The sequence below is a fragment of the Burkholderia sp. BCC1208 genome (assembly GCF_902833095.1).
Lineage (GTDB): Bacteria > Pseudomonadota > Gammaproteobacteria > Burkholderiales > Burkholderiaceae > Burkholderia.
This window is the reverse complement of record NZ_CADFDY010000009.1, coordinates 179,817-203,227: the sequence shown is the minus strand read 5'-3', so window position 1 is coordinate 203,227 and position 23,411 is coordinate 179,817. Positions and strand designations below refer to the sequence as shown.

Annotated in this window: 19 protein-coding genes; 8 read left to right on the top strand and 11 right to left on the bottom strand. The window is 67.8% G+C overall.

What is annotated here, in order from left to right:
• Positions 1 to 24 precede the first annotated feature (24 nt).
• From narJ to HWX09_RS22320, 3 genes are read right to left on the bottom strand one after another with little or no spacing between them, the layout of a single operon-like run.
• A complete protein-coding gene (gene narJ, locus HWX09_RS22330; protein ID WP_027786094.1) occupies positions 25 to 726 on the bottom strand; it encodes a nitrate reductase molybdenum cofactor assembly chaperone in 702 nt (233 codons plus the stop codon).
• Positions 723 to 2,252 carry a nitrate reductase subunit beta gene (gene narH / locus HWX09_RS22325; RefSeq protein WP_027786095.1) on the bottom strand — a complete coding sequence of 510 codons (1,530 nt, stop codon included), beginning with the start codon at positions 2,250 to 2,252 and terminating at the stop codon, positions 723 to 725. The genes narJ and narH overlap by 4 nt, the downstream gene beginning before the upstream one ends.
• Positions 2,249 to 6,007, bottom strand: coding sequence for a nitrate reductase subunit alpha (locus HWX09_RS22320; protein ID WP_027786096.1), 3,759 nt, complete (start codon positions 6,005 to 6,007; stop codon positions 2,249 to 2,251). The genes narH and HWX09_RS22320 overlap by 4 nt, the downstream gene beginning before the upstream one ends.
• A 435-nt stretch (positions 6,008 to 6,442) precedes the next feature.
• Between HWX09_RS22320 and HWX09_RS22315 the strand changes: the two genes are divergently transcribed.
• Positions 6,443 to 7,615, top strand: a complete 1,173-nt coding sequence (locus HWX09_RS22315) for a tetratricopeptide repeat protein (RefSeq protein ID WP_051421430.1) — start codon at positions 6,443 to 6,445, stop codon at positions 7,613 to 7,615.
• 82 nt (positions 7,616 to 7,697) lie between these two features.
• Here HWX09_RS22315 and HWX09_RS22310 read toward each other — a convergent pair whose 3' ends face one another.
• Positions 7,698 to 7,889, bottom strand: coding sequence for a DUF2964 family protein (locus tag HWX09_RS22310; protein WP_027786097.1), 192 nt, complete (start codon positions 7,887 to 7,889; stop codon positions 7,698 to 7,700).
• A gap of 13 nt (positions 7,890 to 7,902) precedes the next feature.
• Positions 7,903 to 8,382: a universal stress protein gene (locus HWX09_RS22305; RefSeq protein WP_027786098.1), complete on the bottom strand. Its 480-nt coding sequence runs from the start codon at positions 8,380 to 8,382 to the stop codon at positions 7,903 to 7,905.
• A gap of 298 nt (positions 8,383 to 8,680) precedes the next feature.
• Here HWX09_RS22305 and HWX09_RS22300 point away from each other — a divergent pair, with 298 nt between their 5' ends.
• Entirely contained in the window at positions 8,681 to 9,442 is a 762-nt protein-coding gene (locus HWX09_RS22300; protein ID WP_027786099.1) for a fumarylacetoacetate hydrolase family protein, read from the top strand.
• Positions 9,443 to 9,446: 4 nt separating this feature from the next.
• Here the strand turns inward: HWX09_RS22300 and HWX09_RS22295 are convergent, their stop codons facing one another.
• Positions 9,447 to 10,352, bottom strand: coding sequence for an EamA family transporter (locus HWX09_RS22295; RefSeq protein WP_027786100.1), 906 nt, complete (start codon positions 10,350 to 10,352; stop codon positions 9,447 to 9,449).
• A 290-nt stretch (positions 10,353 to 10,642) separates the two neighbouring features.
• Here HWX09_RS22295 and HWX09_RS22285 point away from each other — a divergent pair, with 290 nt between their 5' ends.
• From HWX09_RS22285 to HWX09_RS22275, 3 genes are all read left to right on the top strand, one after another.
• Positions 10,643 to 12,055, top strand: a complete 1,413-nt coding sequence (locus HWX09_RS22285; protein ID WP_027786102.1) for a hypothetical protein — start codon at positions 10,643 to 10,645, stop codon at positions 12,053 to 12,055.
• Positions 12,056 to 12,294: 239 nt separating this feature from the next.
• Positions 12,295 to 14,463: a hypothetical protein gene (locus tag HWX09_RS22280; RefSeq protein ID WP_027786103.1), complete on the top strand. Its 2,169-nt coding sequence runs from the start codon at positions 12,295 to 12,297 to the stop codon at positions 14,461 to 14,463.
• 7 nt (positions 14,464 to 14,470) lie between these two features.
• Positions 14,471 to 15,178: a DUF3142 domain-containing protein gene (locus HWX09_RS22275; protein WP_027786104.1), complete on the top strand. Its 708-nt coding sequence runs from the start codon at positions 14,471 to 14,473 to the stop codon at positions 15,176 to 15,178.
• 182 nt (positions 15,179 to 15,360) lie between these two features.
• Here HWX09_RS22275 and HWX09_RS22270 read toward each other — a convergent pair whose 3' ends face one another.
• Positions 15,361 to 16,197: an alpha/beta hydrolase gene (locus tag HWX09_RS22270; RefSeq protein ID WP_027786105.1), complete on the bottom strand. Its 837-nt coding sequence runs from the start codon at positions 16,195 to 16,197 to the stop codon at positions 15,361 to 15,363.
• Positions 16,198 to 16,334: 137 nt separating this feature from the next.
• Positions 16,335 to 17,168, bottom strand: coding sequence for an oxidoreductase (locus tag HWX09_RS22265; protein WP_027786106.1), 834 nt, complete (start codon positions 17,166 to 17,168; stop codon positions 16,335 to 16,337).
• Between the two features lie 94 nt (positions 17,169 to 17,262).
• Here HWX09_RS22265 and HWX09_RS22260 point away from each other — a divergent pair, with 94 nt between their 5' ends.
• Positions 17,263 to 18,234 carry an AraC family transcriptional regulator gene (locus HWX09_RS22260; protein ID WP_027786107.1) on the top strand — a complete coding sequence of 324 codons (972 nt, stop codon included), beginning with the start codon at positions 17,263 to 17,265 and terminating at the stop codon, positions 18,232 to 18,234.
• A gap of 9 nt (positions 18,235 to 18,243) precedes the next feature.
• On the opposite strand, the gene HWX09_RS22255 is transcribed toward HWX09_RS22260, so the two are convergent.
• Complete coding sequence (locus HWX09_RS22255; protein WP_027786108.1) at positions 18,244 to 19,407, bottom strand: aldose epimerase family protein; 1,164 nt, start codon at positions 19,405 to 19,407, stop codon at positions 18,244 to 18,246.
• A gap of 107 nt (positions 19,408 to 19,514) precedes the next feature.
• Between HWX09_RS22255 and HWX09_RS22250 the strand changes: the two genes are divergently transcribed.
• Positions 19,515 to 20,192: a hypothetical protein gene (locus tag HWX09_RS22250; protein ID WP_143751681.1), complete on the top strand. Its 678-nt coding sequence runs from the start codon at positions 19,515 to 19,517 to the stop codon at positions 20,190 to 20,192.
• A 91-nt stretch (positions 20,193 to 20,283) separates the two neighbouring features.
• Positions 20,284 to 21,192, top strand: coding sequence for a LysR family transcriptional regulator (locus HWX09_RS22245; RefSeq protein ID WP_027786109.1), 909 nt, complete (start codon positions 20,284 to 20,286; stop codon positions 21,190 to 21,192).
• Positions 21,193 to 21,246: 54 nt separating this feature from the next.
• Here HWX09_RS22245 and HWX09_RS22240 read toward each other — a convergent pair whose 3' ends face one another.
• Together HWX09_RS22240 and HWX09_RS22235 are read right to left on the bottom strand one after the other, a co-directional pair.
• Positions 21,247 to 22,734: a mechanosensitive ion channel family protein gene (locus HWX09_RS22240; protein WP_027786110.1), complete on the bottom strand. Its 1,488-nt coding sequence runs from the start codon at positions 22,732 to 22,734 to the stop codon at positions 21,247 to 21,249.
• 111 nt (positions 22,735 to 22,845) lie between these two features.
• Positions 22,846 to 23,271 carry a DoxX family protein gene (locus HWX09_RS22235; RefSeq protein WP_027786111.1) on the bottom strand — a complete coding sequence of 142 codons (426 nt, stop codon included), beginning with the start codon at positions 23,269 to 23,271 and terminating at the stop codon, positions 22,846 to 22,848.
• Positions 23,272 to 23,411 lie beyond the last annotated feature (140 nt).

Here is a 23,411-nt window from a genome sequence, read left to right as displayed (position 1 = left end):
GTCTTTCCCCAGTTGCGCCCGCGCTTACGCGCCGCGGGCCGGCCGCTTGTCATGGAATCGCACCGTCTGCTCCGCGGCCGGTGTTGCTGCGCCGACGAAGCGCACGGCCTCGTCCGCATACGACGCATCGAGCGCGCGGTAGTCCGCGGCGCTCGGCCGCTCGGCGGCCACGTCGTCGTCGGCCGCCTCCGGCGCGTCGGCGAGCGTGAGGCCGGCCATCGGCAGTAGCGCCCCCATCACGAAGCTGTAATGGCTGCCGCGCTGCGCGAGTTGCCCGGCCAGCGCGCGCAGGATCTCGCCGGTTTCGGCGAGCAGCTTGCGGGCATCGGGGGCCGGCAGCCGCGACAGGTATTCGAGAAACACGGGCAGGTAGTCGGGCAGCTCGCCCTGATTCAGGAACAGCCCGTGACGCTCGTACATCTGCAGCAGGTCGACCATCGCCTGTCCGCGGTCGCGCGATTCGCCGTGCACGTGCTCGAACAGGTACAGCGACGTCGCACGGCCGCGATCGAACAGCCCGACGTAGTTCTCCTGCAGCGTCAGCAGATCGCGCTCGCGCACGTACGCAAGGAACCGGTCGAGGCCCGCGCGCACCGCTTTCGGCATGCGCGTGCGCTCGCGCAGGTGCGTGTCGATCGAATCGAGCGCGGCGACCAGCGATTCGTCGGGATAATCGAGCAGCGCAGCGAGCGCCGCATAGGTCGGATCGGGTGCGATGCTCGTCATCGGGAAGCCTCGTGAATCGGAATCGTCTTGCTGCCCTTCCTCGGGCTGAACAGGCTCGCCTCGGAACGGCCGTCCGAGCAGCCGTTGCCGAACGAGAAGCCGCACGATGCGCGCAGGTCGTACGCGTTCTCCGCGTATTCGCGGTGCGTGGTCGGGATCACGAAGCGATCCTCGTAGTTCGCGATCGCGAGATAGCGGTACATCTCCTCGACCTGCGCGAGCGACAGCCCCACCTGGTCGAGCACGCCTCGTGCGTCGATACCGTCCACGTGGCGCGCCCGCATGAACGCGCGCATCGCGAGCAGCCGTTCGAGCGCGAGCTTCACGGGCGCCTCATCGCCGGCCGTCAGCAGGTTCGCGAGATAGCGCAGCGGAATGCGCAGCGATTCGACGTCCGGCAGATAGCCGTTCATGCCGAGATCGCCGCTGTTGGCGGCCGCGTTGATCGGCGACAGCGGCGGCACGTACCACACCATCGGCAGCGTCCGATATTCCGGATGCAGCGGGAACGCGATCTTCCAGTCGATCGCCATCTTGTAGGTCGGCGAACGCCGCGCAGCCTCGATCCACGCGGCCGGCACGCCGTCGCGCTCGGCCTGCGCGATCACGGCCGGATCGTCCGGGTCGAGGAACAGCGACAGTTGCGCTTCGTAGAGATCCTTCTCGTTCTCGGCGCTGGCCGCCTCGCTGATCCGGTCGGCGTCGTACAGCAGCACGCCGAGATAGCGGATGCGGCCCACGCAGGTTTCCGAGCACACGGTCGGCTGGCCGGCCTCGATCCGCGGATAGCAGAAGATGCACTTCTCGGCCTTGCCGCTCTGCCAGTTGTAGTAGATCTTCTTGTACGGGCACCCCGACACGCACATGCGCCAGCCGCGGCACTTGTCCTGGTCGATCAGCACGATGCCGTCTTCCTCGCGCTTGTAGATCGAGCCAGACGGGCACGACGCGACGCACGCCGGGTTCAGGCAGTGCTCGCACAGGCGCGGCAGGTACATCATGAAGGTGTTCTCGAACTGCCCGTAGATGTCCTTCTGCACGTTCTCGAAGTTGGCGTCCTTCGATCGCTTCTCGAATTCGCCGCCGAGGATTTCTTCCCAGTTCGGCCCCCACTCGATCTTCTCGAGCCGCTGGCCGCTGATCACCGAGCGCGGCCGCGCGACCGGCATCGCGCGCGTGTTGCCGGCCTCCTGCAGGTGCGCGTAATCGAACGTGAACGGCTCGTAGTAGTCGTCGATCTCGGGCAGATGCGGGTTCGCGAAAATCTGCGCGAGCAGTCGCCACTTGCCGCCGAGGCGCGGCTCGATCCTGCCGTCCGCGCGCCGCTGCCAGCCGCCGCGCCAGCGGTCCTGGTTCTCCCAGTCCTTCGGATAGCCGATGCCCGGTTTCGTCTCGACGTTGTTGAACCACGCGTATTCCATCCCTTCGCGGCTCGTCCACACGTTCTTGCAGGTCACCGAGCAGGTATGGCACCCGATGCACTTGTCGAGGTTCAGCACCATCGCGATCTGTGCGCGTATTTTCATGATGTTTCTCCCGCGCGAGCGGTGACGGGTGCGGTTTCCTCGCCATCGAGCCAGTCGATCCTGCTCATCTTGCGCACGATCAGGAACTCGTCGCGATTCGAGCCGACCGTGCCGTAGTAATTGAAGCCGTACGCGAGCTGCGCATAGCCGCCGATCATGTGCGTCGGCTTCAGCGCGATGCGCGTGACCGAGTTGTGGATACCGCCGCGCGTGCCGGTGATCTCGGAGCCCGGCGTGTTCACGATCTTTTCCTGCGCGTGGTACATCATCACCATCCCGGACGGAATCCGCTGACTGACGACGGCCCGCGCGCACAACGCGCCGTTCGAGTTGTAGCACTCAATCCAGTCGTTATCGACCGCGCCGATCGCCTTCGCGTCGTCCTCCGACATCCACACGATCGGCCCGCCGCGCGACAGCGTCAGCATCAGCAGGTTGTCCGTGTACGTGCTGTGAATGCCCCACTTCTGGTGCGGCGTCAGGAAGTTCAGCACGCGTTCGGGGTTGCCGTTCGAGCGTTTGCCGAGCATGTGTTCGTAGCTGCCCGTATCGACCGGCGGCTTGTAGGCGCACAGCGATTCGCCGAACGCGCGCATCCATGCGTGATCCTGATAGAGCTGCTGCCGGCCGGTCATCGTGCGCCACGGCACGAGTTCGTGCACGTTCACGTAGCCGGCGTTGTACGACACGTGCTCCGACTCGATCCCGCTCCATGTCGGCGACGAGATGATCTTGCGCGGCTGCGCCTGGATGTCGCGGAAGCGGATCTTCTCGTCCGCGCGCGCGGCGGCCAGGTGCGTGTGGTCGATGCCGGTGATGCCGGACAGCGCGCGCCACGCCTTCACCGCCACTTCGCCGTTGGTCTCGGGCGCGAGCGCGAGGATCACCTCGGCGGCGTCGAGCGCCGTGTCGATTCTCGGGCGCCCTTGCGCCGCACCGTCGGCCACCTTGTAGTTCAGTTCGCCGAGCAGCTTGACTTCGTCCTTCGTGTCCCAGCCGATGCCCTTGCCGCCGTTGCCGAGCTTGTCCATCAGCGGCCCCAGCGACGTGAAACGCGCATGGGTGTTCGGATAGTCGCGCTCGACGACGATCACGTTCGGCATCGTGCGGCCCGGCACCGGTTCGCATTCGCCGCGCTTCCAGTCCTGCACGTCGAACGGCTGCGCGAGCTCGCCCGGCGTGTCGTGCGCGATCGGCGCGAGCACGACGTCGCGCTCGACGCCCAGATGCCCGTCGCACAGCTCGGAGAAGCGCTTCGCGATCCCCTTGAAGATCTCCCAGTCGCTCTTCGATTCCCATGCGGGATCGACCGCCGCCGACAGCGGATGGATGAACGGGTGCATGTCGGACGTGTTCATGTCGTCCTTCTCGTACCACGTCGCGGTCGGCAGCACGACGTCCGAATACATGCAGGTCGTCGACATCCGGAAGTCGAGCGTCACGAGCAGGTCGAGCTTGCCGCGTGGCGCTTCGTCATGCCACGTCACTTCCTCGGGGCGCCGGCCGCCGGTCGCGCCGAGATCCTCGCCCTGCACGCCGTTGGTGGTGCCGAGCAGGTGCTTCAGGAAATACTCGTGGCCCTTGCCCGACGAGCCGAGCAGGTTCGAGCGCCACACGAACAGGTTGCGCGGGAAGTTGCCGGGCGCGTCGGGATCCTCGCTCGCCAGCTTCAGCGTGCCGGCCTTCAATTGCTGCGCGATGTCGGCGCCGGCGTGCACGGGATCGGCGAGCGCCGCGCCGATCTTCAACGGGTTCGTCGAGAGCTGCGGCGCGGACGGCAGCCAGCCCATCCGTTCCGCGCGCACGTTGTAGTCGATCGGCGCACCGTGGAACCGCGACTTGTCCGCGAGCGGCGACAGCAGCGTGGCCGGGTCCATCGGGTCGTAACGCCACTGGTCGGTGTGGGCGTAGAAGAACGACGTCGCATTCATCTGGCGCGGCGGGCGGCTCCAGTCGAGCGCGCCCGACAGCGCCGTCCAGCCCGTCTGCGGCCGCAGCTTCTCCTGGCCCACGTAGTGCGACCAGCCGCCGCCCGGCTTGCCGATACAGCCGCACATGATCAGCATGTTGATGATCGCGCGGTACGACATGTCCATGTGGAACCAGTGGTTGATCCCCGCGCCGATGATCACCATCGACTTGCCCTGCGTCTTGTGCGCGTTCTCCGCGAACTGCCGCGCGACCGAGATCACGTCCGCGCGCTTCACGCCGGTGATCGTTTCCTGCCAGGCCGGCGCATACGGGAGATCGTCGTCGTAACTTGCGGCCACGTCGCGGCCGCCGAGCCCCTGGTCGAGCCCGTAGTTCGCGACGAACAGGTCGTAGACGGTCGCGACCAGCATGTCGCCGTTGCGCGTCGCGATGCGCCGCACGCCGATCCGCCGCGACAGCTCGGACGCGTGCTGCGTCGAGTTGAAGTGCGCGTGCGGCTGGTTGCCGAAGTACGGGAACAGCACGTCGACCACGTCGTCGTGCGCGGCCGTGCACGACAGCCGCGGCGACAGCGCCGCGCCCTTCGACGTCTCGCCGCGCAGGTTCCACTTGCCTTTATCGGCGTCGTCCTGCTGCCCCCAGCGGAAGCCGACCGAGCCGACCGGCACGACGAATTCGCCGTTCGCGTCGTCGATCATCACGGTCTTCCACTCCGGATGCGCGGCTTCGTCGAGCGCGTCGTCGAAGTCGGACGCGCGCACGAGGCGCTCCGGCACGTAGCCGTCGCCGTGCGGCACGAGGCGCACGAGGCACGGCATGTCGGTGTAGCGCTTGCAGTAGTCGGCGAAGTAATCGCTCTTCCCGGCCAGATGAAACTCTTTCAGGATCACGTGACCCATCGCGAGCGCGAGCGCCGCATCGGTGCCCTGCTTCGGGTGCAGCCACAGGTCGCCGAACTTCGCGCCTTCCGCGTAATCGGGAAACACCGACACAACCTTGGTGCCGCGATAGCGCGCCTCGACGAGGAAGTGCGCGTCGGGCGTGCGCGTCTGCGGGACATTGGAGCCCCACATCATGATGAACGTTGAGTTGTACCAGTCGGCCGATTCCGGTACGTCGGTCTGCTCGCCCCAGGTCTGCGGCGATGCGGGCGGCAGGTCGCAATACCAGTCGTAGAAGCTCAGGCACACCCCGCCGATCAGCGACAGGTAGCGCGAGCCGGCCGCGTACGACACCATCGACATCGCCGGGATCGGCGAGAAGCCGACCACGCGATCGGGGCCGTGCCGCTCGACCGTATGCACGTTGGCCGCCGCGACGATCTCGTTGACCTCGTCCCAGCTCGAACGCACGAAGCCGCCCAGGCCGCGCCGGCTCTGGTACGAGCGCCGCGCTGCATCGTCGTCGACGATCGAACGCCATGCTTCGACGGGGCCGAGCGTGCGGCGGCGCTCGCGCCACAGCTTCACGAGCGCGCTGCGCACCATCGGGTGCTTGAGACGGTTCGCGCTGTACAGATACCAGGAGTACGACGCACCGCGCGAGCAGCCGCGCGGCTCGTGGTTCGGCATGTCGGGACGCGTGCGCGGATAGTCGGTCTGCTGGGTTTCCCAGGTGACGATCCCGCCTTTCACGTAGACCTTCCACGAGCACGAACCCGTGCAGTTCACGCCGTGGGTCGAGCGGACGATCTTGTCGTGCTGCCAGCGCATCCGGTAACCGTCTTCCCACTTGCGGTCTTCGTCGGTGACGGCGCCGTGCCCGTCGGAAAAACGTGGCCTCGCGGTGGAGAAATAACGCAATCTATCCAGGAAATGGCTCATGGGGATCTCGTTTTTCCGGTCTTTTGGCAGACCCTGATTATTTAAGGAGGTGAAATACCGGTTGTAAAGGACGATCGGATTTGGATCATTCCGCCCTGCTCACCGTGGTCGAACCCATTGTCAGACGGATCGGCATATCACGACTTGATACAAATCACGGAATCATTCATCCGCCTGCAACAACGAAACCAGATGACGGGATCGATCGAATCGTGCAGCCTGCTATGCTGCGCACTGCATTCCTGCATCGCCCGCCCGGCTCTTCGCTGCATCATGCCGACGCATACGGGATTCGCATTCATTTGCACGGGACGATTCGATTCACCTCATCGGAATTCGCCCACCGCCGCCCGTCGTTTTTCAAGGACTGCGTGGGTCGTTCAGTGCATTTCCGGCCGTCGAACGATAAAACCTCTACCTATAAGAACTACTGTCATGACATCCCGACTTCTCGCCGCGCTCATCGTCGCGGCCTTGAATTGCGCCGCCGCGCCGTCCGCCTACGCCCGCACCTATGTCCCGCCGACGGTGTCGCTCGGCAAAGGCGCTTACGTTCACCAGTTCGTGCTGCGCGACCCGGCCACGCAGCAGCCGCTGCCGAACGCGCGCTATCGACTGTTCCTGCCGGGCCAGGTGATCGCAGGGCTGCCCGTCAAGCCGGATCAGCACGACAGCGTGATTTTCGGCACGACGGACGCAGCCGGCCGCACGGCCAAGATCCGCCTGCCGAAATTTCATCCTCTGAAGCAGTGGGTGTTCAACGCGATCGTCGGCGACGGCGACCTGGGCGAATCGTTCCGGCTCGTCGACCCGGGCGGCACGGCGAAGCTCGGCCATGTCCCGTACATGCTGGACGTGAACAACGAGTATCTGGCGTGCGGCTATTCGGATGCGAACGGCTACACCTACTACGCGCAGTCGCGCACGCCGAGGAACGTCGATCTTTACGTCGGCACGCTGGCCGGCTCGGCCGATATCGACTGGTGCGCGGGCCCGGGCCTGGCCATCGCGAACAGCGCGAACGCCCCCGGCGCACCGGACCTGTATACGCAGTACCTCGGCACCCTGGTCGCCAACGGCGAGCGGATCAGCAGCGAGCTGCGAGGGCAGATCGTCGCGAAGCTGCTGTCGCTCGCGATCGCCGAACGCGACGCGAGCCGCGTGGCCGCCGTGCTCGATCTAGACAGGATTCCCGACGATCGCCTGAACGATATCGGCTATCGGCTCGCCGATGCCGGCGTCGAGGTCGAGCGCGGGCTCGCGATGATCGACGCGCATCTCGCGCAATCGCCGAACGATGCGTACGCGCTCGACAGCAAGGGCTGGGCGCTGTATCGCCTCGGCCGCAACGACGAAGCGCTCGCGTGGTTCGACCGCTCGATCGCGATCTTCGCGAAGGATGACGACGGCGACGCGCGCGAAGCCCGTGCGACCGGGTTGGCCCACAAGGGCGAGGTGCTGTGGAAGCTGGGGCGCCAGGACGAAGCGCGCGATGCGTTCGCGCAGGCAGGGAAGATTCAGCCGAAGAACGCCGCGCTGGCGGAAACGTTGAAGCGGCTGATGATTCAGGTCGGGCAGGACGGCACGAAGGCGACGACGAGCGACTAGGCGAAATCGGGGCGGGGCAACGGCTATCGCCGGTCGTCGCGACACCGGGGCCGGACGTGCGCCGCCCCCTCGCCCATGCGGGTCACTCCTCGCCTTTCGGCCCCGGATTCAGCATCACGACGAAGCCGGCCACGCCGACGATCAACGCGAGGGCGCCGCCGCGCAGCGCCGTCGCCGCATCGAACAGCAGGCCCGTCACGACGGCCATCATCCCGGCGAGCGACACGAACACGGCGATCGCCGCGACGACGATCCGGTACTGGCGGCGTATCATCGCGCGCGCCGCGTCATGCCGCGGCCGCGGCGGCCGGCGCGTCGGCGTCGTCGCCACGAATCAACAGCACCGGGCACTTCGACCCGCGCACGAAACGCTCGGCAACGCTGCCGAGCAGCACGCGCCGGATGCCGCGCCGCCCGTGCGTACCGACCACCGCGAGATCGATCCCGCGCTCCTTCACGTAACGTTGCAGGCGTTCCGCGATGTCCTCGCCGATGCTCTCGGTCTCGACCAGTTCGGCTTCGCCCTTCGCACCGGCCAGCGCGACGATCTGTTCGGCTTCGCGCAGCACCTTGCGCCCGTCGTCGCGAATTTCCTCGACGAGCGCGTGCGGATCGAGGCGGCCGGCATACGTGAACAGCACCGACTTGTCGACCACGTACACGACGCTGACGTGCGCATCGCCCGCCAGCGCCACCTTCACGGCCTCGGCCAGCGCCTGTTTCGACGAAGCGCTGCCGTCCACGGCCACCATGATCTTCTCGTACATGCAAACCTCGCTGGGGTGAGTTGCCGCGCATCCTGTCGCGCGCGGCCATGTCTCCATCATCGGCCGACGGCGAGTTTGAATATTGACGGCGGTCAAACGAGGCCGCGAGCACGCATGCGTCAAAACGGCGCGACGGGAAGGGGGGGAAGCTCGCGTCGTCGGCAAGGCCGCGAAGCGGGCCGGCCATGCGTGCACCGACGCGCTTTCGAGCGGCCATCGCGCCGAAGGCGCTATCATCGAATGTGCGACTTTCGTCCGGCCCTTTTTTCCGGCCCCACTTTCAACTCGCTCAACCGACATGACAACGACTACCGAACGCGTGGACGGCGCCGCCCAGCATCTCGTCGCCGCCCGCCATGCCGGCTCGCCCGGCCCGCTGTTGCCCGATGCACTGCGACCCGACGACATCGACACCGCGCTCGCGATCCAGCAGCGCGTCGCCGTTCTGCTCGGCGAACCCGTCGGCGGCTGGAAATGCGCGCTGCCGCCGCCCGATCGCGTGATCCTCGCGCCGATCTTCGCGTCGACGATCCGCGAAGCCGATGCGCCGTACCGCGTCGTCGGCGGGCCGATCGTGCGGATCGAACCGGAAATCGCATTCGTGCTCGATCGTGACCTGCCCGCGCGCGAGCAGCCGTACGACGAAGGCGACGTGCGGGCGGCGATCCGGGAAGTGCGCGTCGTGCTCGAGATACTTGGCTGCCGCTATGCGGAGCCGGTGCGCGCGTCGAAGTTCGAGCTGCTGGCCGACGGCCAATTCAACCAGGGGCTGTGCGTCGGCCCGGTCGTGCCCGACGGGCTGAACGTGCCGCTCGCGACGCTGGCGCTGTCGTTCGAAGGCGCGCTGAACCGCACGATCGACGGCCGCCATCCGGATGGCGATCCGCTCAAGCCGCTGGTGTGGCTCGTCAATTTCCTCGCATCGCGCGGCGATGCGGTGCGTGCCGGCCAGATCGTGACGACGGGCTCGTACGCGGGCGCGATCGACGTGCCGATCGGCGATGTGCTGACGGTCCGCTTCGGCGAGCTCGGCAGCCTGTCGGTGACGTTGACCGCGTGACGGGTCAGGGGCGGGGCTGCGCGGCCCTGCGGGGCGGCAGCGTCATCGCGGCCACGCCCGCCACCACGCAGCCGAGCCCGAGCCACGCCGACATCGACAGCGATTCGCCGAGCAGCGCCATGCCGATGCCGACGCCGATCGGCACGCGCAGATAGGCCTGTGCAGTCGTGCCGACCGAACCGAGCGTCTGCACGAGACGGAAGTAGATGACGAACGCGAGCGCCGTCGAGAACACCGCGAGCGCGGCGAGCGCCAGCAGCGATTGCGGCGACGGATGCAGCGTCCATGGCCGGTCGACCACGACGCTCGCGGGCACCAGCACGAGCGCGCCGACGACGAGCGAGCCCGCGGCGGGCGCCGCGGGCGACAGCCCGTTGAATCCGCGCCCGTAGATTGCGGCGCCCGCGTAGCAGACGGTGGCCGCGACGATCGCCAGTTGCGGCACGAGTTGCTGCCCCAGCCCGTCGAGCGCACCGACGCCGACCACCAGCGCAATCCCCGCGAACCCCGCGACGACGCCGAACAGTTTGCGCGGCGTCACGGGTTCGTGGCGCGTGAACAGCCAGGTGCCGACGAACGCGAGCACCGGCGAAGCGGAATTGAGGATCGTCGCGAGGCCGGCCTCGACCGAGCGTTCGGCCCATGCGATCAACGTGAACGGCACGACGCTGTTCAGCAGCGCCTGTACGAAAAAGCGGCGCCACACCGCGCGATCGCGCGGCATCGGCATGCGTCGGACGCCCATCCATAGCAGCAGCACCAAACCCGCAATCAGGGTCCGCGCCGCGATCAGCGTCAGCGGCGGAATCGTCTCGACGCTGATCCGGATGAACGTGTAGGACGCGCCCCATAACGTCGAGAGCGTCAAAAGCAGGAGCAGGTCCGCGACGGCGGGCGGGCTGCGGGTCATGGCTGGCTGCATGTCGGGTCGCTCGCGTTCGGGGTCGTGGCGGAGAGGTGTCGACCCGTTCGCTTCGGGCCGCACGTGCGGATTATGCCGACGGCCGGAAGCGCGATGCTTCAGCATTGCGCGAAATGTGGCGTGCAGGCGTCGACGGCACGAGCATCGCCCTCGTCATCCCGCGTCGCCGATACAACACCGCACCGTGCACCTTCAGCCCGCCGTGATAACGTTGCACATCGTCGCGCGCTCCGGCCCGCCGGCCGCCCCCGCGAACCGCATTCACGCCCAGATCCGCCATGTCGCTGACACCGCTTCCCGCCCTGCTCGACGCCACCCTGCGCACCGTCGCGCGCCGTTATCGGCTGCCGCCGCTCGACCGCGCGTCGTCGCTGACCGGTGCGACGCACCCGGCCACCGCGCTGGCGGTCGTGATCGAGGAAGCGCGCGGGATGCTGGCGAACGGCCACGCGCCCGGCGCGGACTTGCGGCAGCGCTTCATCGATGCGCTCGCACGGATGATCCGCGACGCGATGAATCCGTCGTCCGGCGATCCGTCGTTTCAGGCATCGGTGCTGCGCCACGACGCGCCGAACGTGCGCGAATACGCGTCGTTGTCCGCGCACGCCGAGCAGGACCGGCGCGCACTCCACTCGGCCGTCAATGCGATCGCGCACCCGGCCAAGCTCGAACGCAGCGCACAGGCCTGGCAACGCGACGGCCTCGCGCGCCTGCATGCGGCCGCCACCTCGGCGGCGTGGGCCGAACTGCGTGCCGCGCTCGCGCAACTGCTCGCGCTGCCCGAGATGGCGAGCGACGCGGCGTTCGAGCAGGACATCGTCAAGCTCAAGGACAGCCCCGCGCTCGAACGCATGCTGCGGCTCGATGCGCTGGCTGCGGACAACGACGTCCGTCGCTACCGCGCGCTGTGGGTCCGTCAGGGTCCGCTCGTCGGCAGCACGGTCGCCGTCGCGCAGGGCGCCGCGTCCCAGCAGCGCGGCGCGGCCGTCGAAGCGCTGGCGGCGCAGGCGCTCGACGCGCTGGCGCGCCGGCTCGACGCGGTGGACGAGCAGCGCACCTACCGCGTGGTCACGTCGATGCGCGTGCCTTCGTCGATCCCGGGCCAACACGACCGCGCGAAAACCGAATGGGACGCGATTCTGCTCGAACGCGCGCGCGGCAACGATCCGGCGCTCGCGTGGAACGTGCGCTTTCTCGTCGAAGCGAAGGCATCCGCGGATGCCGCGACGACCGACCTGCCGCGGCTGCTGCGCGGCCTGAACCTGCTCGCGCAGGCGGCACCCGACACGGTCTATGCATTCGAGACGCACCAGGGCACGGTACGCGTGCATGGCGCATCGCTGCACGCATTGACGACCAACGAAGCGGCGCTGCAACGCGAGGTGCTGTATTGCTGCGACGCGTCCGCGGACGCGACGCCGCGCCTGCTGGGCGCCGCGAGCCGGATGCAGTTGCTGTCGGCACAGGCCAGCCTCGAATACGCGAGCGCGCTCGCACGGCAGCCGGACGCCGATCCGGACGGCCTCGGTGTCATCTGGCACGCGCTGCTGACCGTGCCGCAATGGCAAGCCGTGCTGCATCAGTACCCGTCGTTGCGGCAGGTCCGCGAGCTGATGGTGGCCATCGACGACTTGCGGGCCGCGCTCGACGAGATGGACGACGGAGGCGTCGCCAGCAGCGTGTGCGCCTGATGCGCGATCGTGGCAGGCGCGCGACGCCCGCGTGCTGCCCGCTCAGTTGGTGAGCACCCCGAACGGTACCTTGCCGATCACGCCGATCACGCCGATCACGCCGATCACGCCGATCACGCCGATCACGCCGATCACGCCGGCCACGCCAACCATGACGGCCCGTGAGGTACGATACGCGCCGGGGCAAGGCGCCCCCTGAGAGAACTGGCCGTCGCGGCCCCCTACCCAGCACAAGAAAAATGCGAAGAAACCCGATGCTGCACCGAAACCTGTTCGCCGCGCTGGCGGCCGGTCTGCTCTGGATGCCGGCCGCCCATGCCAGCGGAGACGACGGCTGCTACGTGCCGAACACGCTCCGGCAAACTTCATACTCGTGCGGCAACGTGCCGATGCTGACGCCCGCCAACGACACGCGCATCAACGCGATGCTGATGATGGTCGACAGCGGCAAGGTCGCGCAGGTGTTTCCGGATCCGAAGACCATCCCGGCGAAAGAGCGGATCGACCGGATCGTCGTGCCGTTCCCGATGGATTTCTCCGGATGGATCTATATCGGCCAGAAGGAGCCCGACAAGACCGACGGCGCAGCGGATGCCGATGCGTCGTCGAACCGGTACGCGGACGGCGAAGGCAGCATCTGCCGCAGCATGAGCGCCGGCGCGGAAGCGTTCAACGACGCATTGGGCGGCGCCGGCGGCCTGCCCGACGACGAAGCCGCGCGCCTGCGCGCGGCACGCGCCGACATCGCGCAGAAGACCTGTGCCGCGGGCGGCGCGAGCGCCGCGTGGACGAAGCCGCCGGTCAAGTCGCCGCTCGGCCAGCAGTTCGCCGCGTACCTCGACGGCACGAACGCGTTCTATCGCGCCGACTTCCTCACCGCGACCCGCGCCTTCGCGAACGCATCGCACAGCGCGGACCCGTGGCTGAAGGAAACCGGCCTCTACATGGCCGGGCGCGCGCAGTTGAATGCCGCGCAGGCCAACGTATTCGACAACGACAGCCCGACACCGTCGCGCGCGCGTGTGACGAAGGTATCGCTCGACGCGGCGAACACGGTGTTCCGGACCTACCTGAAGGTGTATCCGAAGGGCCGCTATGCGGTGTCCGCATCCGGGCTGCTGCGACGTGTCGCATGGCTCGGCGGCAACGTCACGCAACAGGCCGACCTGTACGGCCATGCGCTCGCGCGCTGGTCGCCGGCGACGTCGAACGTGCCGCTGATGCAGCTGGCGAACGAACTCGACAGCAAGCTGCTGTTCGGCGCGGAATTCGACGCAAGCCAGATCCAGTCGCCGACCGTGCTCGCCACCGTCGATCTGCTGCGCATGCGTGCGTCGGACAGCAGCGATGCGAACCGCAAGCCGATGACGCTCGACGAACTGCAGGCACAGAAGCCGCGCTTCGCGAACGCGCCCGCGCTCCACGACTACCTGCTCGCGACCTGGTACGTGCAGATCGGGCACAAGCCGGATGCCGCCCTCGAGCTGCTGCCGCAGACGCCCGCCGCGCCGCTCGACTACTTCGGGCTGAGCCAGCAGGCGCTGCGCGGGTTCGCGCTGGAGGACAGCGGCCAGAACGACAAGGCGCGCCAGCTGTGGCGCGACCTGATCCCGCTCGCGACATTCCGCTTCCAGCGCGAAATGCTGGAACTCGCGCTCGCGATCAACCTGGAGCAGGCCGGGCTCGTCAACGATGCGTTCGCCGACGATTCGCTCGTGCAGAACGCCGCGATCCGCGCGGTGCTGCTGCAGCGCGCGGCCAATGCCGACCTATTGCGCGCGCAGGCGCAAAACCGGGCGACCGGCGGCGCGCTGCGCGACACCGCGCTGTACACGCTGCTGTACAAGGAGCTCACGCGGTCGCACTACGCGGACTTCCTCGCCGATACGGCGCTCGTGTCCGGCACGCCCGCCGATCCGTTGAAGCCGTTCATCGCGGCCGGCGCGAAAAACGAAGACGGTTACACGTGCCTCTCGGCGCGCGACATCGCCGCGACGCTGCAGCAGAATCCCGCCGATCCGAAAGGGCTGAACTGCCTCGCCGATTTCGTGCGGCTTCATCCGCCGGCGCCCGGCCTCGAAATCGATCCGGTGCCGCCGTGGGTTCGCAACGCGTCGAGCACGACTGCCACGCGCGTGCCGCCGACGCTCGGCGCGGCGCCGTCCCAGTTCGCGGGCAAGCCGTACGAGCGGATGTCGAGCTACGTGACGGTGATGGCCGATACGCAGGCGAACCCGAACGACCGCGCGTACGCGTTCTATCGCGCGATCAAGTGCTACGCGCCGGGCGGCTCCAACGAATGCGGCGGCAAGGAGGTGTCGAAGAGCACGCGCAAGCGCTGGTTCGACACGCTGAAGACCGCCTATCCGGACAGCCCGTGGGCGCGGAAGCTTCGCTACTACTGGTAAGCGCCGCATGAAGCGCATCGCGTGCATCGCGCTGCTGCTGGCCGCGCGCGGCGCGCTGGCCGGCACCGTCGACGCCGCACGGTACGACGCGTTCTGGCTGTGGGCGGGCGTGAAGCCGCAGGCGGTCGTGCGCGGCGCGCGCGCCGTCTACGTGCTGCAAGGTCAGATCGAGGCGTCGCCGCGCGACGAGTCGCAGGTGCGCGTGATCGCGCAGGGCGTCGCGTTGCCGCCCGCACCCGACGCGCGCGTGTGGCTCGTCTATCGTGCGCATACGCTGCGCTGGACGCCGCGCGTCACGCAGATCATGCTCGCGCAGCTCGCCCGCTGGCGTGCGTCGGGCCGCACGATCGCCGGCATCCAGATCGATTTCGACGCCGGTACGCGCCACCTGCAGGATTACCTCGCGTTCCTGCGCACGCTGCGCGAAACCTTGCCCGCCGATTGCCGGCTGAGCATCACGGGGCTGCTCGACTGGAGCAGCCGCATCGATACCGACCAGGTCAACCAGCTCAAGGGGATCGTCGACGAGGTGGTCGTGCAGACCTACCAGGGCCGCAGCACGATCCCCGATTACGCGGCCTATCTGCCGCGCGTCGCACGGCTGCAACTGCCGTTTCGCATCGGCGTGATCCAGGGCGGCGAGTGGGACGCGCCGCCGTATCTCGCAACGAATCCGTGGTTCCGCGGCTACGTCGTGTTCCTGCGCAATGGCTAGCGCGTGCAAACGCGGCGCGAACGAAGCGTAATGCCGATCGCCGGTGCGCTACGCGGCGCTCGCGATCATGCTGCCGTTCAAGCCGGCCGTCGGCACCGGCGCTCCGCCCTTTTCCACGCGCGGCCGGATCGCCCGCCTTCGATCGCGACGCCGCCCGCCGCAGCGGGCCGGCGCCGCCGCCGTCATGCCCGCACGAACGCGAGCAGGTCGGCGTTGAGCACGTCCGCGTTGACCGTCAGCATCCCGTGCGAATAGCCCGGATAGGTCTTCAGCGTACCGTTCTTCAGCAGCTTGATCGACTTCAGCGCGGCATCCGCGATCGGCACGATCTGGTCGTCCTCGCCATGCAGCACGAGCGTCGGGACGGAGATCGACTTCAGGTCGTCGGTCTGGTCCGTTTCCGAAAACGCCTTGATGCCGTCGTAATGCGCCTTCGCGCTGCCTTCCATCCCCTGCCGCCACCAGTTGCGGATCACGCCCTGGTGCACGGTCGCACCCTCGCGATTGAACCCGTAGAACGGGCCGCTCGCCACGTCGAGGAAGAACTGCGCACGATTGTCGGCGAGCGCTTTGCGGAAGCCATCGAACACGTCGAGCGGCAAGCCCTCGGGGTTCGAGTCGGTCTTGAGCATCAGCGGCGGCACCGCGCTGACCAGCACGGCCTTCGCGACGCGGCCGGCCGGCTCCCCGTGCTTCGCGACGTAACGCGCCACTTCGCCGCCGCCCGTCGAATGACCGATATGCACCGCATTGCGCAGGTCGAGCGCCTCGACGACCGCGAACGCGTCCGCGGCGTAGTGATCCATGTCGTGACCGTCCGAGACTTGCGCCGAGCGGCCATGGCCGCGCCGGTCGTGCGCGATCACGCGATAGCCGTTCTGAACGAAGAACAGCAGTTGCGCATCCCAGTCGTCGCTGGACAGCGGCCAGCCGTGGTGGAACATGACGGGCTGTGCATCTTTCGGACCCCAATCCTTGTAGAAAATATCGACGTTGTCCTTCGTGGTGACGTATGGCATCGCGATGCTCCTGTGAGGTGGATGAACGTGGCGAACGGGCCGGCTGCCATTATCGGCCATTATTGTGAAACCCCAATGCCATCGCGGGCCGCGAGGGCCGATCATCCACCGACGGGAAATGAACGATGCCGCGCGCGTCAGCCGTCCGTCGACACCGTCACGGCTTCCCACGCGCGGATTTCGTCGTCCAGCGCCGACAGTTTGTTTCGCACGAGCCGCAGCGCGTCGCTGCCGAGCAGCAGATGCGCGGGCGGATGGTCCGCTGCGATCACGGCGAGCATCGCCCGCGCAGCCTTCGCGGGGTCGCCCAACTGCTTGCCGCTTTTCTCCTCGCGCGCACGTCGGATCGGGTCGAACAGCGCGTCGTAGTCGGCAATCGAGCGCGGCGTGCGCGCCATCGAGCGGCCGGCCCAGTCCGTGCGGAACGAGCCCGGCGCCACGGCCGTCACCGCAATGCCGAACGGCTCGAGCTCCTTGCCGAGAGTTTCGGAAATGCCTTCCAGCGCGAACTTGCTGCCGCAGTAATACGCGATGCCCGGCATCGTGATGTGACCGCCCATCGACGTGATGTTCAGGATGCGGCCGCGCCGGCGTTCGCGCATGAACGGCACGACGGCCTTCATCATCGCGACCGCGCCGAACACGTTCACGTCGAACTGCCGGCGCATCTCGTCGAGCGGCGCCTCCTCCATGATCCCTTCGTGCCCGTAACCCGCGTTGTTCACCAGCACGTCGACGGGCCCGACGTTCGCCTCGATGTCCGCGACGACGCCGTCGATGCGGTCGAAGTCGGTCACGTCGAGCACGCGCGCGACGGCCGCGTGCGCGGACAGCGCCTCGAAGTCGCGCGCCGCCTGCGCGCTGCGCACCGTACCGACCACCGTGTGACCGGCGGCCAGCGCCTCGCAGGCAAGCGCACGGCCGAAACCGCTGCTGACGCCGGTAATGAGCATGATGTTGCCGGATGCCATGTGAGCTTCTCCCGAATGTCGATCGAAGCGTGCATACTAGTCTGACGAACTGCGCCGAATAAGCCCGATTCCGCTGATTTTCTTGCACAAAACTATGAACCGCTCGCCCGCCCCCGCCCGATCTCCTGCGCTGCCCCCGCGCGACCGGAAGCGCCTGGTGACGCTGCTGCGCGCGCTGGCGCCCGACGAAGGCTACAACCTGACGGCGCTGCCGAGCGTGCGCATCCTGCGCTCGAACCGCGCGCTATCGCGCACGCCGGTGCTGTACGACCCGGGCATCGTGATCGTGTGCCAGGGATCGAAGCGCGGCTACTTCGGCGGCGAGCGCTATCTGTACGACGAGCGTCATTACCTGGCCGTCTCCGTGCCCGTCCCGTTCAGCATGGAAACCGACGCCACGCCCGAGCGCCCGCTGCTCGCGCTGTACCTGCACCTGGATTTCACGCTGGCCGCCGAGCTCGCCGCGCAGATCGATCGCGCCGGCCTCGCGCAAACCGTGCAGGCGCCGAAGAGCATGATGTCGACGCCGATGGACGAAGCGATGCACGCGTCGGTGCTGCGTTTCGTCGAGGCGATGCAGCGGCCGCTCGACGCCGCGGTGCTCGGCCCGACGCTGCTTCGCGAGCTGTATTTCCGCGTGCTGACCGGCGCGCAGGGTGACGCGATGCGCAGCGCACTGGCGATGCGCGGGCAATTCGGCCGGATCGGGCGCGCATTGCGCGTGATCCACACCGATTACGCGCGGCCGCTCGACGTGTCGCAACTGGCCGACGCGGCCGGCATGAGCGTGCCGAGCTTTCACAGTCATTTCAAGGCGATCACGCAGGTGTCGCCGATGCAGTACCTGAAGTCGACGCGCCTGCATCAGGCGCGGTTATTGATGGTGCGTCGGGACCTGACGGCGGAGGCGGCCGGCTACGCGGTCGGCTATACGAGCCCGTCGCAGTTCAGCCGGGAATTCAAGCGCCTGTTCGGCTTGACGCCGGCGAAGGAAACGCAGCGCATGCGCGCGAGCTTCGCGATTCCGGAGGCGTTCGACGATGCGGTGTTCGTGTCGTCGCATTGAAAGCGTCCCTCATCGCGCCCCCACCCGCCACACCGTCACTTCGTGCAGCGTCTCGCCCGGCTTGAGCACCGTCGACGGGAAGGCCGGATGATTCGGCGAATCGGGGAAATGCTCGGCTTCCAGCGCGAACGCATCGGTTTGCCGGTAGACCGTGCCGCCCTTGCCCGCGACACTGCCGTTCAACCCGTTGGCCGTATAGAACTGCAGCCCCGGCTGCGTCGTATACAGCTCGAGGAAACGCCCCGACGCCGGGTCGTAAGCGCGCGCCGCAAACGCCGGCGCCGGCTGACCGCCCTGGTCCAGCACCCAGTTCTGATCGTAGCCATGGGCGATCGCGAGCTGCGGATACGCATCGCGCAGATGCGCGCCGATCGGCGTCAACTGGCGCAGATCCATCGGCGTGCCGGCGACGCTCGCCAGTTGCCCGGTCGGAATCGACGTGTCGTCGGTGGGCGTAAAACGCGATGCGGCGATCTCGATCAGTTGCCGCTCGACGCTGCCCCCGGCCTGCCCCGCCAGATTGAAGTAGCTGTGGTTGGTCAGGTTCACGACCGTGTCCTTGTCGGTCGTTGCGCGGTAGTCGATGCGGATCTGATCGTCGCGGGTCAGCGTGTAGGTCACGTCCGTCGTCAACGTGCCGGGAAAACCGTTCTCGCCGTCGGGGCTCACGTAGCGCAGCGTGACGCTCGAACCGCTCGCGTCGCTGTGCGTGCCGGTGACCGTCCACACCTTCGCGTCGAAACTGTCGGGGCCGCCGTGCAGCGTGTTGGGCCCGTCGTTGACCGGCAGCTTCCACGTTTTGCCGTCGAGCGTAAAACGCCCGCCCGCAATGCGGTTCGCATACCGGCCGATCAGCGCGCCGAAATGGATGTTGCCGTTGTGCGCTTCGTAGTCGCGCAGCGAATCGAAGCCGAGCACGATGTCGGAAACGCGGCCGGTGCGGTCCGGCACGTCGAGTGCAGTCACGATGCCGCCATACGTGATGACTTTCAGCGTCACGCCGTGCCGGTTCGCGAGCGTGTACTGGCTCACCGCCTGCCCGCTCGCGGTCGTCCCGTAATCCGCACGGCTGATCGAGACGTCGGGCGCTGCCGATGCGGCGGCTGCATGCAGCCCGAATATCGCGGACACACCTATCGCGAGCATCGATTGTCGCGGCCAGCATCGTTTCATGGAAACCTCCGAAGGGGGTGCGGGCCGTGCTCGCGCGCAAGTTGCATGCCTGCACGTCGCCGCGTTTGTTATGCTGCGCGCATCGTCCGCCCGAGCCGATCGCCGCCATGAATGCCGTCACCCCCGATATCGAGCGCACGCTGCGCGCCGCCTGCGACGCCTGCTTCGGCACGGCGGCCGTGTGGCCGCTCGTCGCGCACGCCTATGGCGAGCCGCAGCGCTTCTATCACACGCTCGCGCATCTGGCGGAACTGTTCGCGCACCTCGCGCCGTATCGGTCGCAACCGCTGTGGCCGGCCATCGAGCTTGCGGTATGGGCCCACGATGTCGTCTACGCGACGACGCTGCCCGACTACGCGGACAACGAAGCGCGCAGCGCGCAATGGCTCGCGCAGGTCACGAACACGCACTGTACCGCTCCATGGTTGCACGCGCACGCGTCGCATGTGTCCGTCGCAGCCGATTTCGTCCTCGCGACGCGGTCGCACCGGCTGCCCGAAACGTTCGCCGCCGATCCGCAATTGCAGCGCGCGGGGCGGATTTTTCTCGACGCCGATCTCGCGATCCTCGCGGCCGCGCCCGACCGGCTTCACGAGTACGACCGCGCAATTGCACGCGAGTGGGCGCAGGATCCCGATGCGCCGTCGGCAAGCTTCCGCGCCGGCCGCAAGCAGGCGCTCGAGCATCTGCGCGAGCAGGCCCCGCTGTTTCAATCGGCGGAATTCGCGCCGCTCGAGCGGCGCGCGCAACGCAATCTCGACACGCTGATCGACTTCTACGCATGAACGCCGAGCACGTCGCGACGGACCGGCTCGCCCGGCGCCCGCGCCGTACCGGCACTGGTATGATGCGCCAGCCACCCTACCGGAATTCGCGATGAAGCTGTCATTCGAAGCGCTCGAAGCCCTGGACGCGATCGACCGCACCGGAACCTTCGCCGAAGCAGCGGAACTGCTGCATCGCGTCCCGTCCGCGCTGACCTACCTGGTGCAGAAACTCGAAAGCGATCTCGGCGTGGCGCTGTTCGACCGCAGCGGACGGCGCGCGAAGCTCACGCATGCGGGCCGCATCGTCGTCGAGGAAGGCCGGCGTCTGCTGCGCGCGGCCGAGCAACTCGAAATGAAGGCGCTGCGTGCGCAACAGGGCTGGGAAACGGAAGTCCGCGTCTGTATCGACGAGATCCTGCCGTTCGGCGCGCTGTGGCCGTATGTACACCGGTTCTATGCGCTCGGGATGGACACGCGGCTGCGATTGTCGACCGAAGTGCTCGGCGGCGCGTGGGATGCACTGATTTCGCGGCGGGCGGATCTCGTCGTCGGCGCGGCGGGCGAACCGCCGGAATTGCCGGGCATCATCGCGCGGCCGATCGGCTCGCTCAAACATCTGTTCGCGGTCGCGCCGTCCCATCCGCTCGCGTCGCTGCCCGAACCGCTGTCGATGGCGTCGGTCGTCCAGTATCGCGGCGCGGTGATCAGCGATACGTCGCGCGAATTGCAGCCGCAGTCGGTCGCGATCGACGCAGGCCAGCCGTACCTCGCGGTACCGACGCTGGCAGCGAAACTCGAAGCGCAGTGCGAAGGGCTCGCGGTCGGCACCCTGCCGGAATGCATCGCGGCGCGCGCGATCGCCGACGGCAAGCTCGTCGCGCGCCAGGTGACGGGCATGCGCGATACCACGCACTGCTATCTCGCATGGCGCGGCGACGAAGCGGGCCGCGCGCTGCACTGGTGGGTCGAGCAACTCGACCAGCCCGATCTCGTCGATCGGTTCACGACGCCGGACTGACGCACCCGTTCACGGGCCGCAGCCCGCGGGCGGCCCTCGCGATCCGGCCGTGCGTCAGCCGAGCGAATCGTGCAGCCGTTTCATTTCCTTCTCGAGCCACCCGATCAGGCTGAATCCCGCGTGCGCCTTCTCGACCGGCGGAATCATCATCCTTTCCTCGGTCGCGATATGGTCGGTGAGCGACTCGCACATCAGCCTGCCGAGCGCCGGCTTCCTGGCGATCAGCGCCGACAGATCCTCGCTGCGCAACTGATGCACGGTCATCGCGGTCACCGCGTGGACGGTTGCGTGTAGCCGCGTGCCGGCGAGCACGACCGACTGCCCGATCGCATCGCCCGGCGCCATCCGCCTGACTTCGACATCGCCGGACGCGCCCGGCACGAACACCGCCGCGACGCCCGATTCGACGACCGTCAGCACGCGCGACTCCGAATTCGACGCATAGATCACGTCGCCCCTGCCGAACGAACGCACTACCAGCGCATCCGCCAGCACGGCCAGATCGTCGTCGTCGACGCACGCGAACAATTCGACCGCACGCAACAGCAGCAGCCGACGCGATACCGGATGCCCTTGCGATATCGATGACGATGCAGGCGCCGCCGCAGCGCCCGCGAGCGGCCGCCACGCGACGCCTGCCGCGGCCAGATGCCGATGCGCGAGATCGTAGAGCGCGTTGCGCACGGCGGTTTTCTTCAGCAGGGCGTCGACGTAGCAGACGAGTTCGTACTGGATCGCGTTCGCGCGGAAGGCCTTCACGACGGCGATCGGCGCGGGGCGCGCGAGCACGTCGAGCGAACTCGCCGCGGCCCGCTCCAGTGCGCCGACGGCCACGGCCGGCCGTACCGCGGGATCGAGGTCGAGCACGAGCGTGACGCCGTGCAGGCCCGCGGGTTCGCTGAGATTCACGATCGTCGCGCGCGCCGCGGTGCTGTTCGGCACGACGACCAGGTTGCCGAGACTGTCGATCAGCTTCGTCGCCCGCCAGTTGCTCTCGACGATCCGCCCTTCGAGTTCGCCGATCGAAACCGTATCGTCGAGCCGGAACGGTTGCGTGGTATTCAGTACGAGCCCGGAGAACACGTCGTTCAGCGTGTTCTGGAGCGCGAGACCGAGGATCACCGCGACGGCGCCGGATGTCGCGACCAGGCCGCTCAGCGGCAGGCCGAGCACGTAGCCCAGCGCGGCCACCGCGGCCGCGCCGAACACGATGCCTTCGGCGATGTCGTGAAAGAGACGCTGGTTGCGCCACGCACGCGGCAGCAGCAGATGATTGATCAGCAGACTGAACACGATCGCGCACTGGAGCCACCATGCGATGCAGACGGCCTGGACCACGATTCGGTCGAGCCCGCCTAGCGAGGCGGGAACGGCGAGCGGGCTGATGCCGGTCGCGAACAGCACGGCGCTCAGCGCGGCGAACGCCGCGCATCGACGGACGGCACGAGCCATGGAGCGCGCGCGCCCGAACAGCCGCCACGCGGCGAGGTCGGCCAGCACGATCGGCGCGCCGTAGAGCGCCGTATCGGAGAAATTCAACATGTCGGATCGCAAGCGCGGCGCGCGAAAGGGTGAAAGCGGCAGCACGTAGGTCGCTGCGGGCACGGAACCGGCAGGCACATCGCGTGCGGGCCGCCGACGCGCTGGCAGCGGCTAGTCGCGCCGCTGCATGACACCCGGCAACGGCAGCCGCAACACATAGCGGCCGGCGCCCGCGATCGCGATCGTGCCGAACAGGATCAGCAGCATCCACGCGAACTGCGCATCGCGCAGCGGCCAGTCAGGGTGAACGAACACCAGCGCGACGAGCGTGACGATCATCACCGGAAGCGCCGCCAGCCGCGGGTACAGACCGACGATCATGAAGATCGGGCACACGACCTCCGCGAAGATCGCGAACAGGATCGACAGCGTGCGGCCGAGATGGAACGGATCCTCGATGGCGGCGGCTTCGGCTGTGTAATGAACGATCTTCGGCAAGCCGTGAACCACGATCAGCAGCACGCTGGCGGCGACACGCAGGAACAGCAGGCCGAGGTCGGTCGCGTGACGGGAAAGGTCGGATGGGTCAGGTTTCATGCGGCGGTTCGTCGGTTGAGCGGGATGCGCGACGACGCGCACGCCGGGCATTTCGCCGCGCCGGCGTTCAGTGAGGTCGCGCGATGTCGACGGGCGCTCGGGGTCGGCGCGCACGCGTGCCGACGGCGTGCCGGCGCCCG

What these genes read in the sequence shown, in the direction of transcription:
- narJ (WP_027786094.1), bottom strand. Translation starts at nt 726, where the DNA reads ATGACGAGCATCGCACCCGATCCGACCTATGCGGCGCTCGCTGCGCTG.
- narH (WP_027786095.1), bottom strand. Translation starts at nt 2,252, where the DNA reads ATGAAAATACGCGCACAGATCGCGATGGTGCTGAACCTCGACAAGTGC.
- HWX09_RS22320 (WP_027786096.1), bottom strand. Translation starts at nt 6,007, where the DNA reads ATGAGCCATTTCCTGGATAGATTGCGTTATTTCTCCACCGCGAGGCCA.
- HWX09_RS22315 (WP_051421430.1), top strand. Translation starts at nt 6,443, where the DNA reads ATGACATCCCGACTTCTCGCCGCGCTCATCGTCGCGGCCTTGAATTGC.
- HWX09_RS22310 (WP_027786097.1), bottom strand. Translation starts at nt 7,889, where the DNA reads ATGATACGCCGCCAGTACCGGATCGTCGTCGCGGCGATCGCCGTGTTC.
- HWX09_RS22305 (WP_027786098.1), bottom strand. Translation starts at nt 8,382, where the DNA reads ATGTACGAGAAGATCATGGTGGCCGTGGACGGCAGCGCTTCGTCGAAA.
- HWX09_RS22300 (WP_027786099.1), top strand. Translation starts at nt 8,681, where the DNA reads ATGACAACGACTACCGAACGCGTGGACGGCGCCGCCCAGCATCTCGTC.
- HWX09_RS22295 (WP_027786100.1), bottom strand. Translation starts at nt 10,352, where the DNA reads ATGACCCGCAGCCCGCCCGCCGTCGCGGACCTGCTCCTGCTTTTGACG.
- HWX09_RS22285 (WP_027786102.1), top strand. Translation starts at nt 10,643, where the DNA reads ATGTCGCTGACACCGCTTCCCGCCCTGCTCGACGCCACCCTGCGCACC.
- HWX09_RS22280 (WP_027786103.1), top strand. Translation starts at nt 12,295, where the DNA reads ATGCGAAGAAACCCGATGCTGCACCGAAACCTGTTCGCCGCGCTGGCG.
- HWX09_RS22275 (WP_027786104.1), top strand. Translation starts at nt 14,471, where the DNA reads ATGAAGCGCATCGCGTGCATCGCGCTGCTGCTGGCCGCGCGCGGCGCG.
- HWX09_RS22270 (WP_027786105.1), bottom strand. Translation starts at nt 16,197, where the DNA reads ATGCCATACGTCACCACGAAGGACAACGTCGATATTTTCTACAAGGAT.
- HWX09_RS22265 (WP_027786106.1), bottom strand. Translation starts at nt 17,168, where the DNA reads ATGGCATCCGGCAACATCATGCTCATTACCGGCGTCAGCAGCGGTTTC.
- HWX09_RS22260 (WP_027786107.1), top strand. Translation starts at nt 17,263, where the DNA reads ATGAACCGCTCGCCCGCCCCCGCCCGATCTCCTGCGCTGCCCCCGCGC.
- HWX09_RS22255 (WP_027786108.1), bottom strand. Translation starts at nt 19,407, where the DNA reads ATGAAACGATGCTGGCCGCGACAATCGATGCTCGCGATAGGTGTGTCC.
- HWX09_RS22250 (WP_143751681.1), top strand. Translation starts at nt 19,515, where the DNA reads ATGAATGCCGTCACCCCCGATATCGAGCGCACGCTGCGCGCCGCCTGC.
- HWX09_RS22245 (WP_027786109.1), top strand. Translation starts at nt 20,284, where the DNA reads ATGAAGCTGTCATTCGAAGCGCTCGAAGCCCTGGACGCGATCGACCGC.
- HWX09_RS22240 (WP_027786110.1), bottom strand. Translation starts at nt 22,734, where the DNA reads ATGTTGAATTTCTCCGATACGGCGCTCTACGGCGCGCCGATCGTGCTG.
- HWX09_RS22235 (WP_027786111.1), bottom strand. Translation starts at nt 23,271, where the DNA reads ATGAAACCTGACCCATCCGACCTTTCCCGTCACGCGACCGACCTCGGC.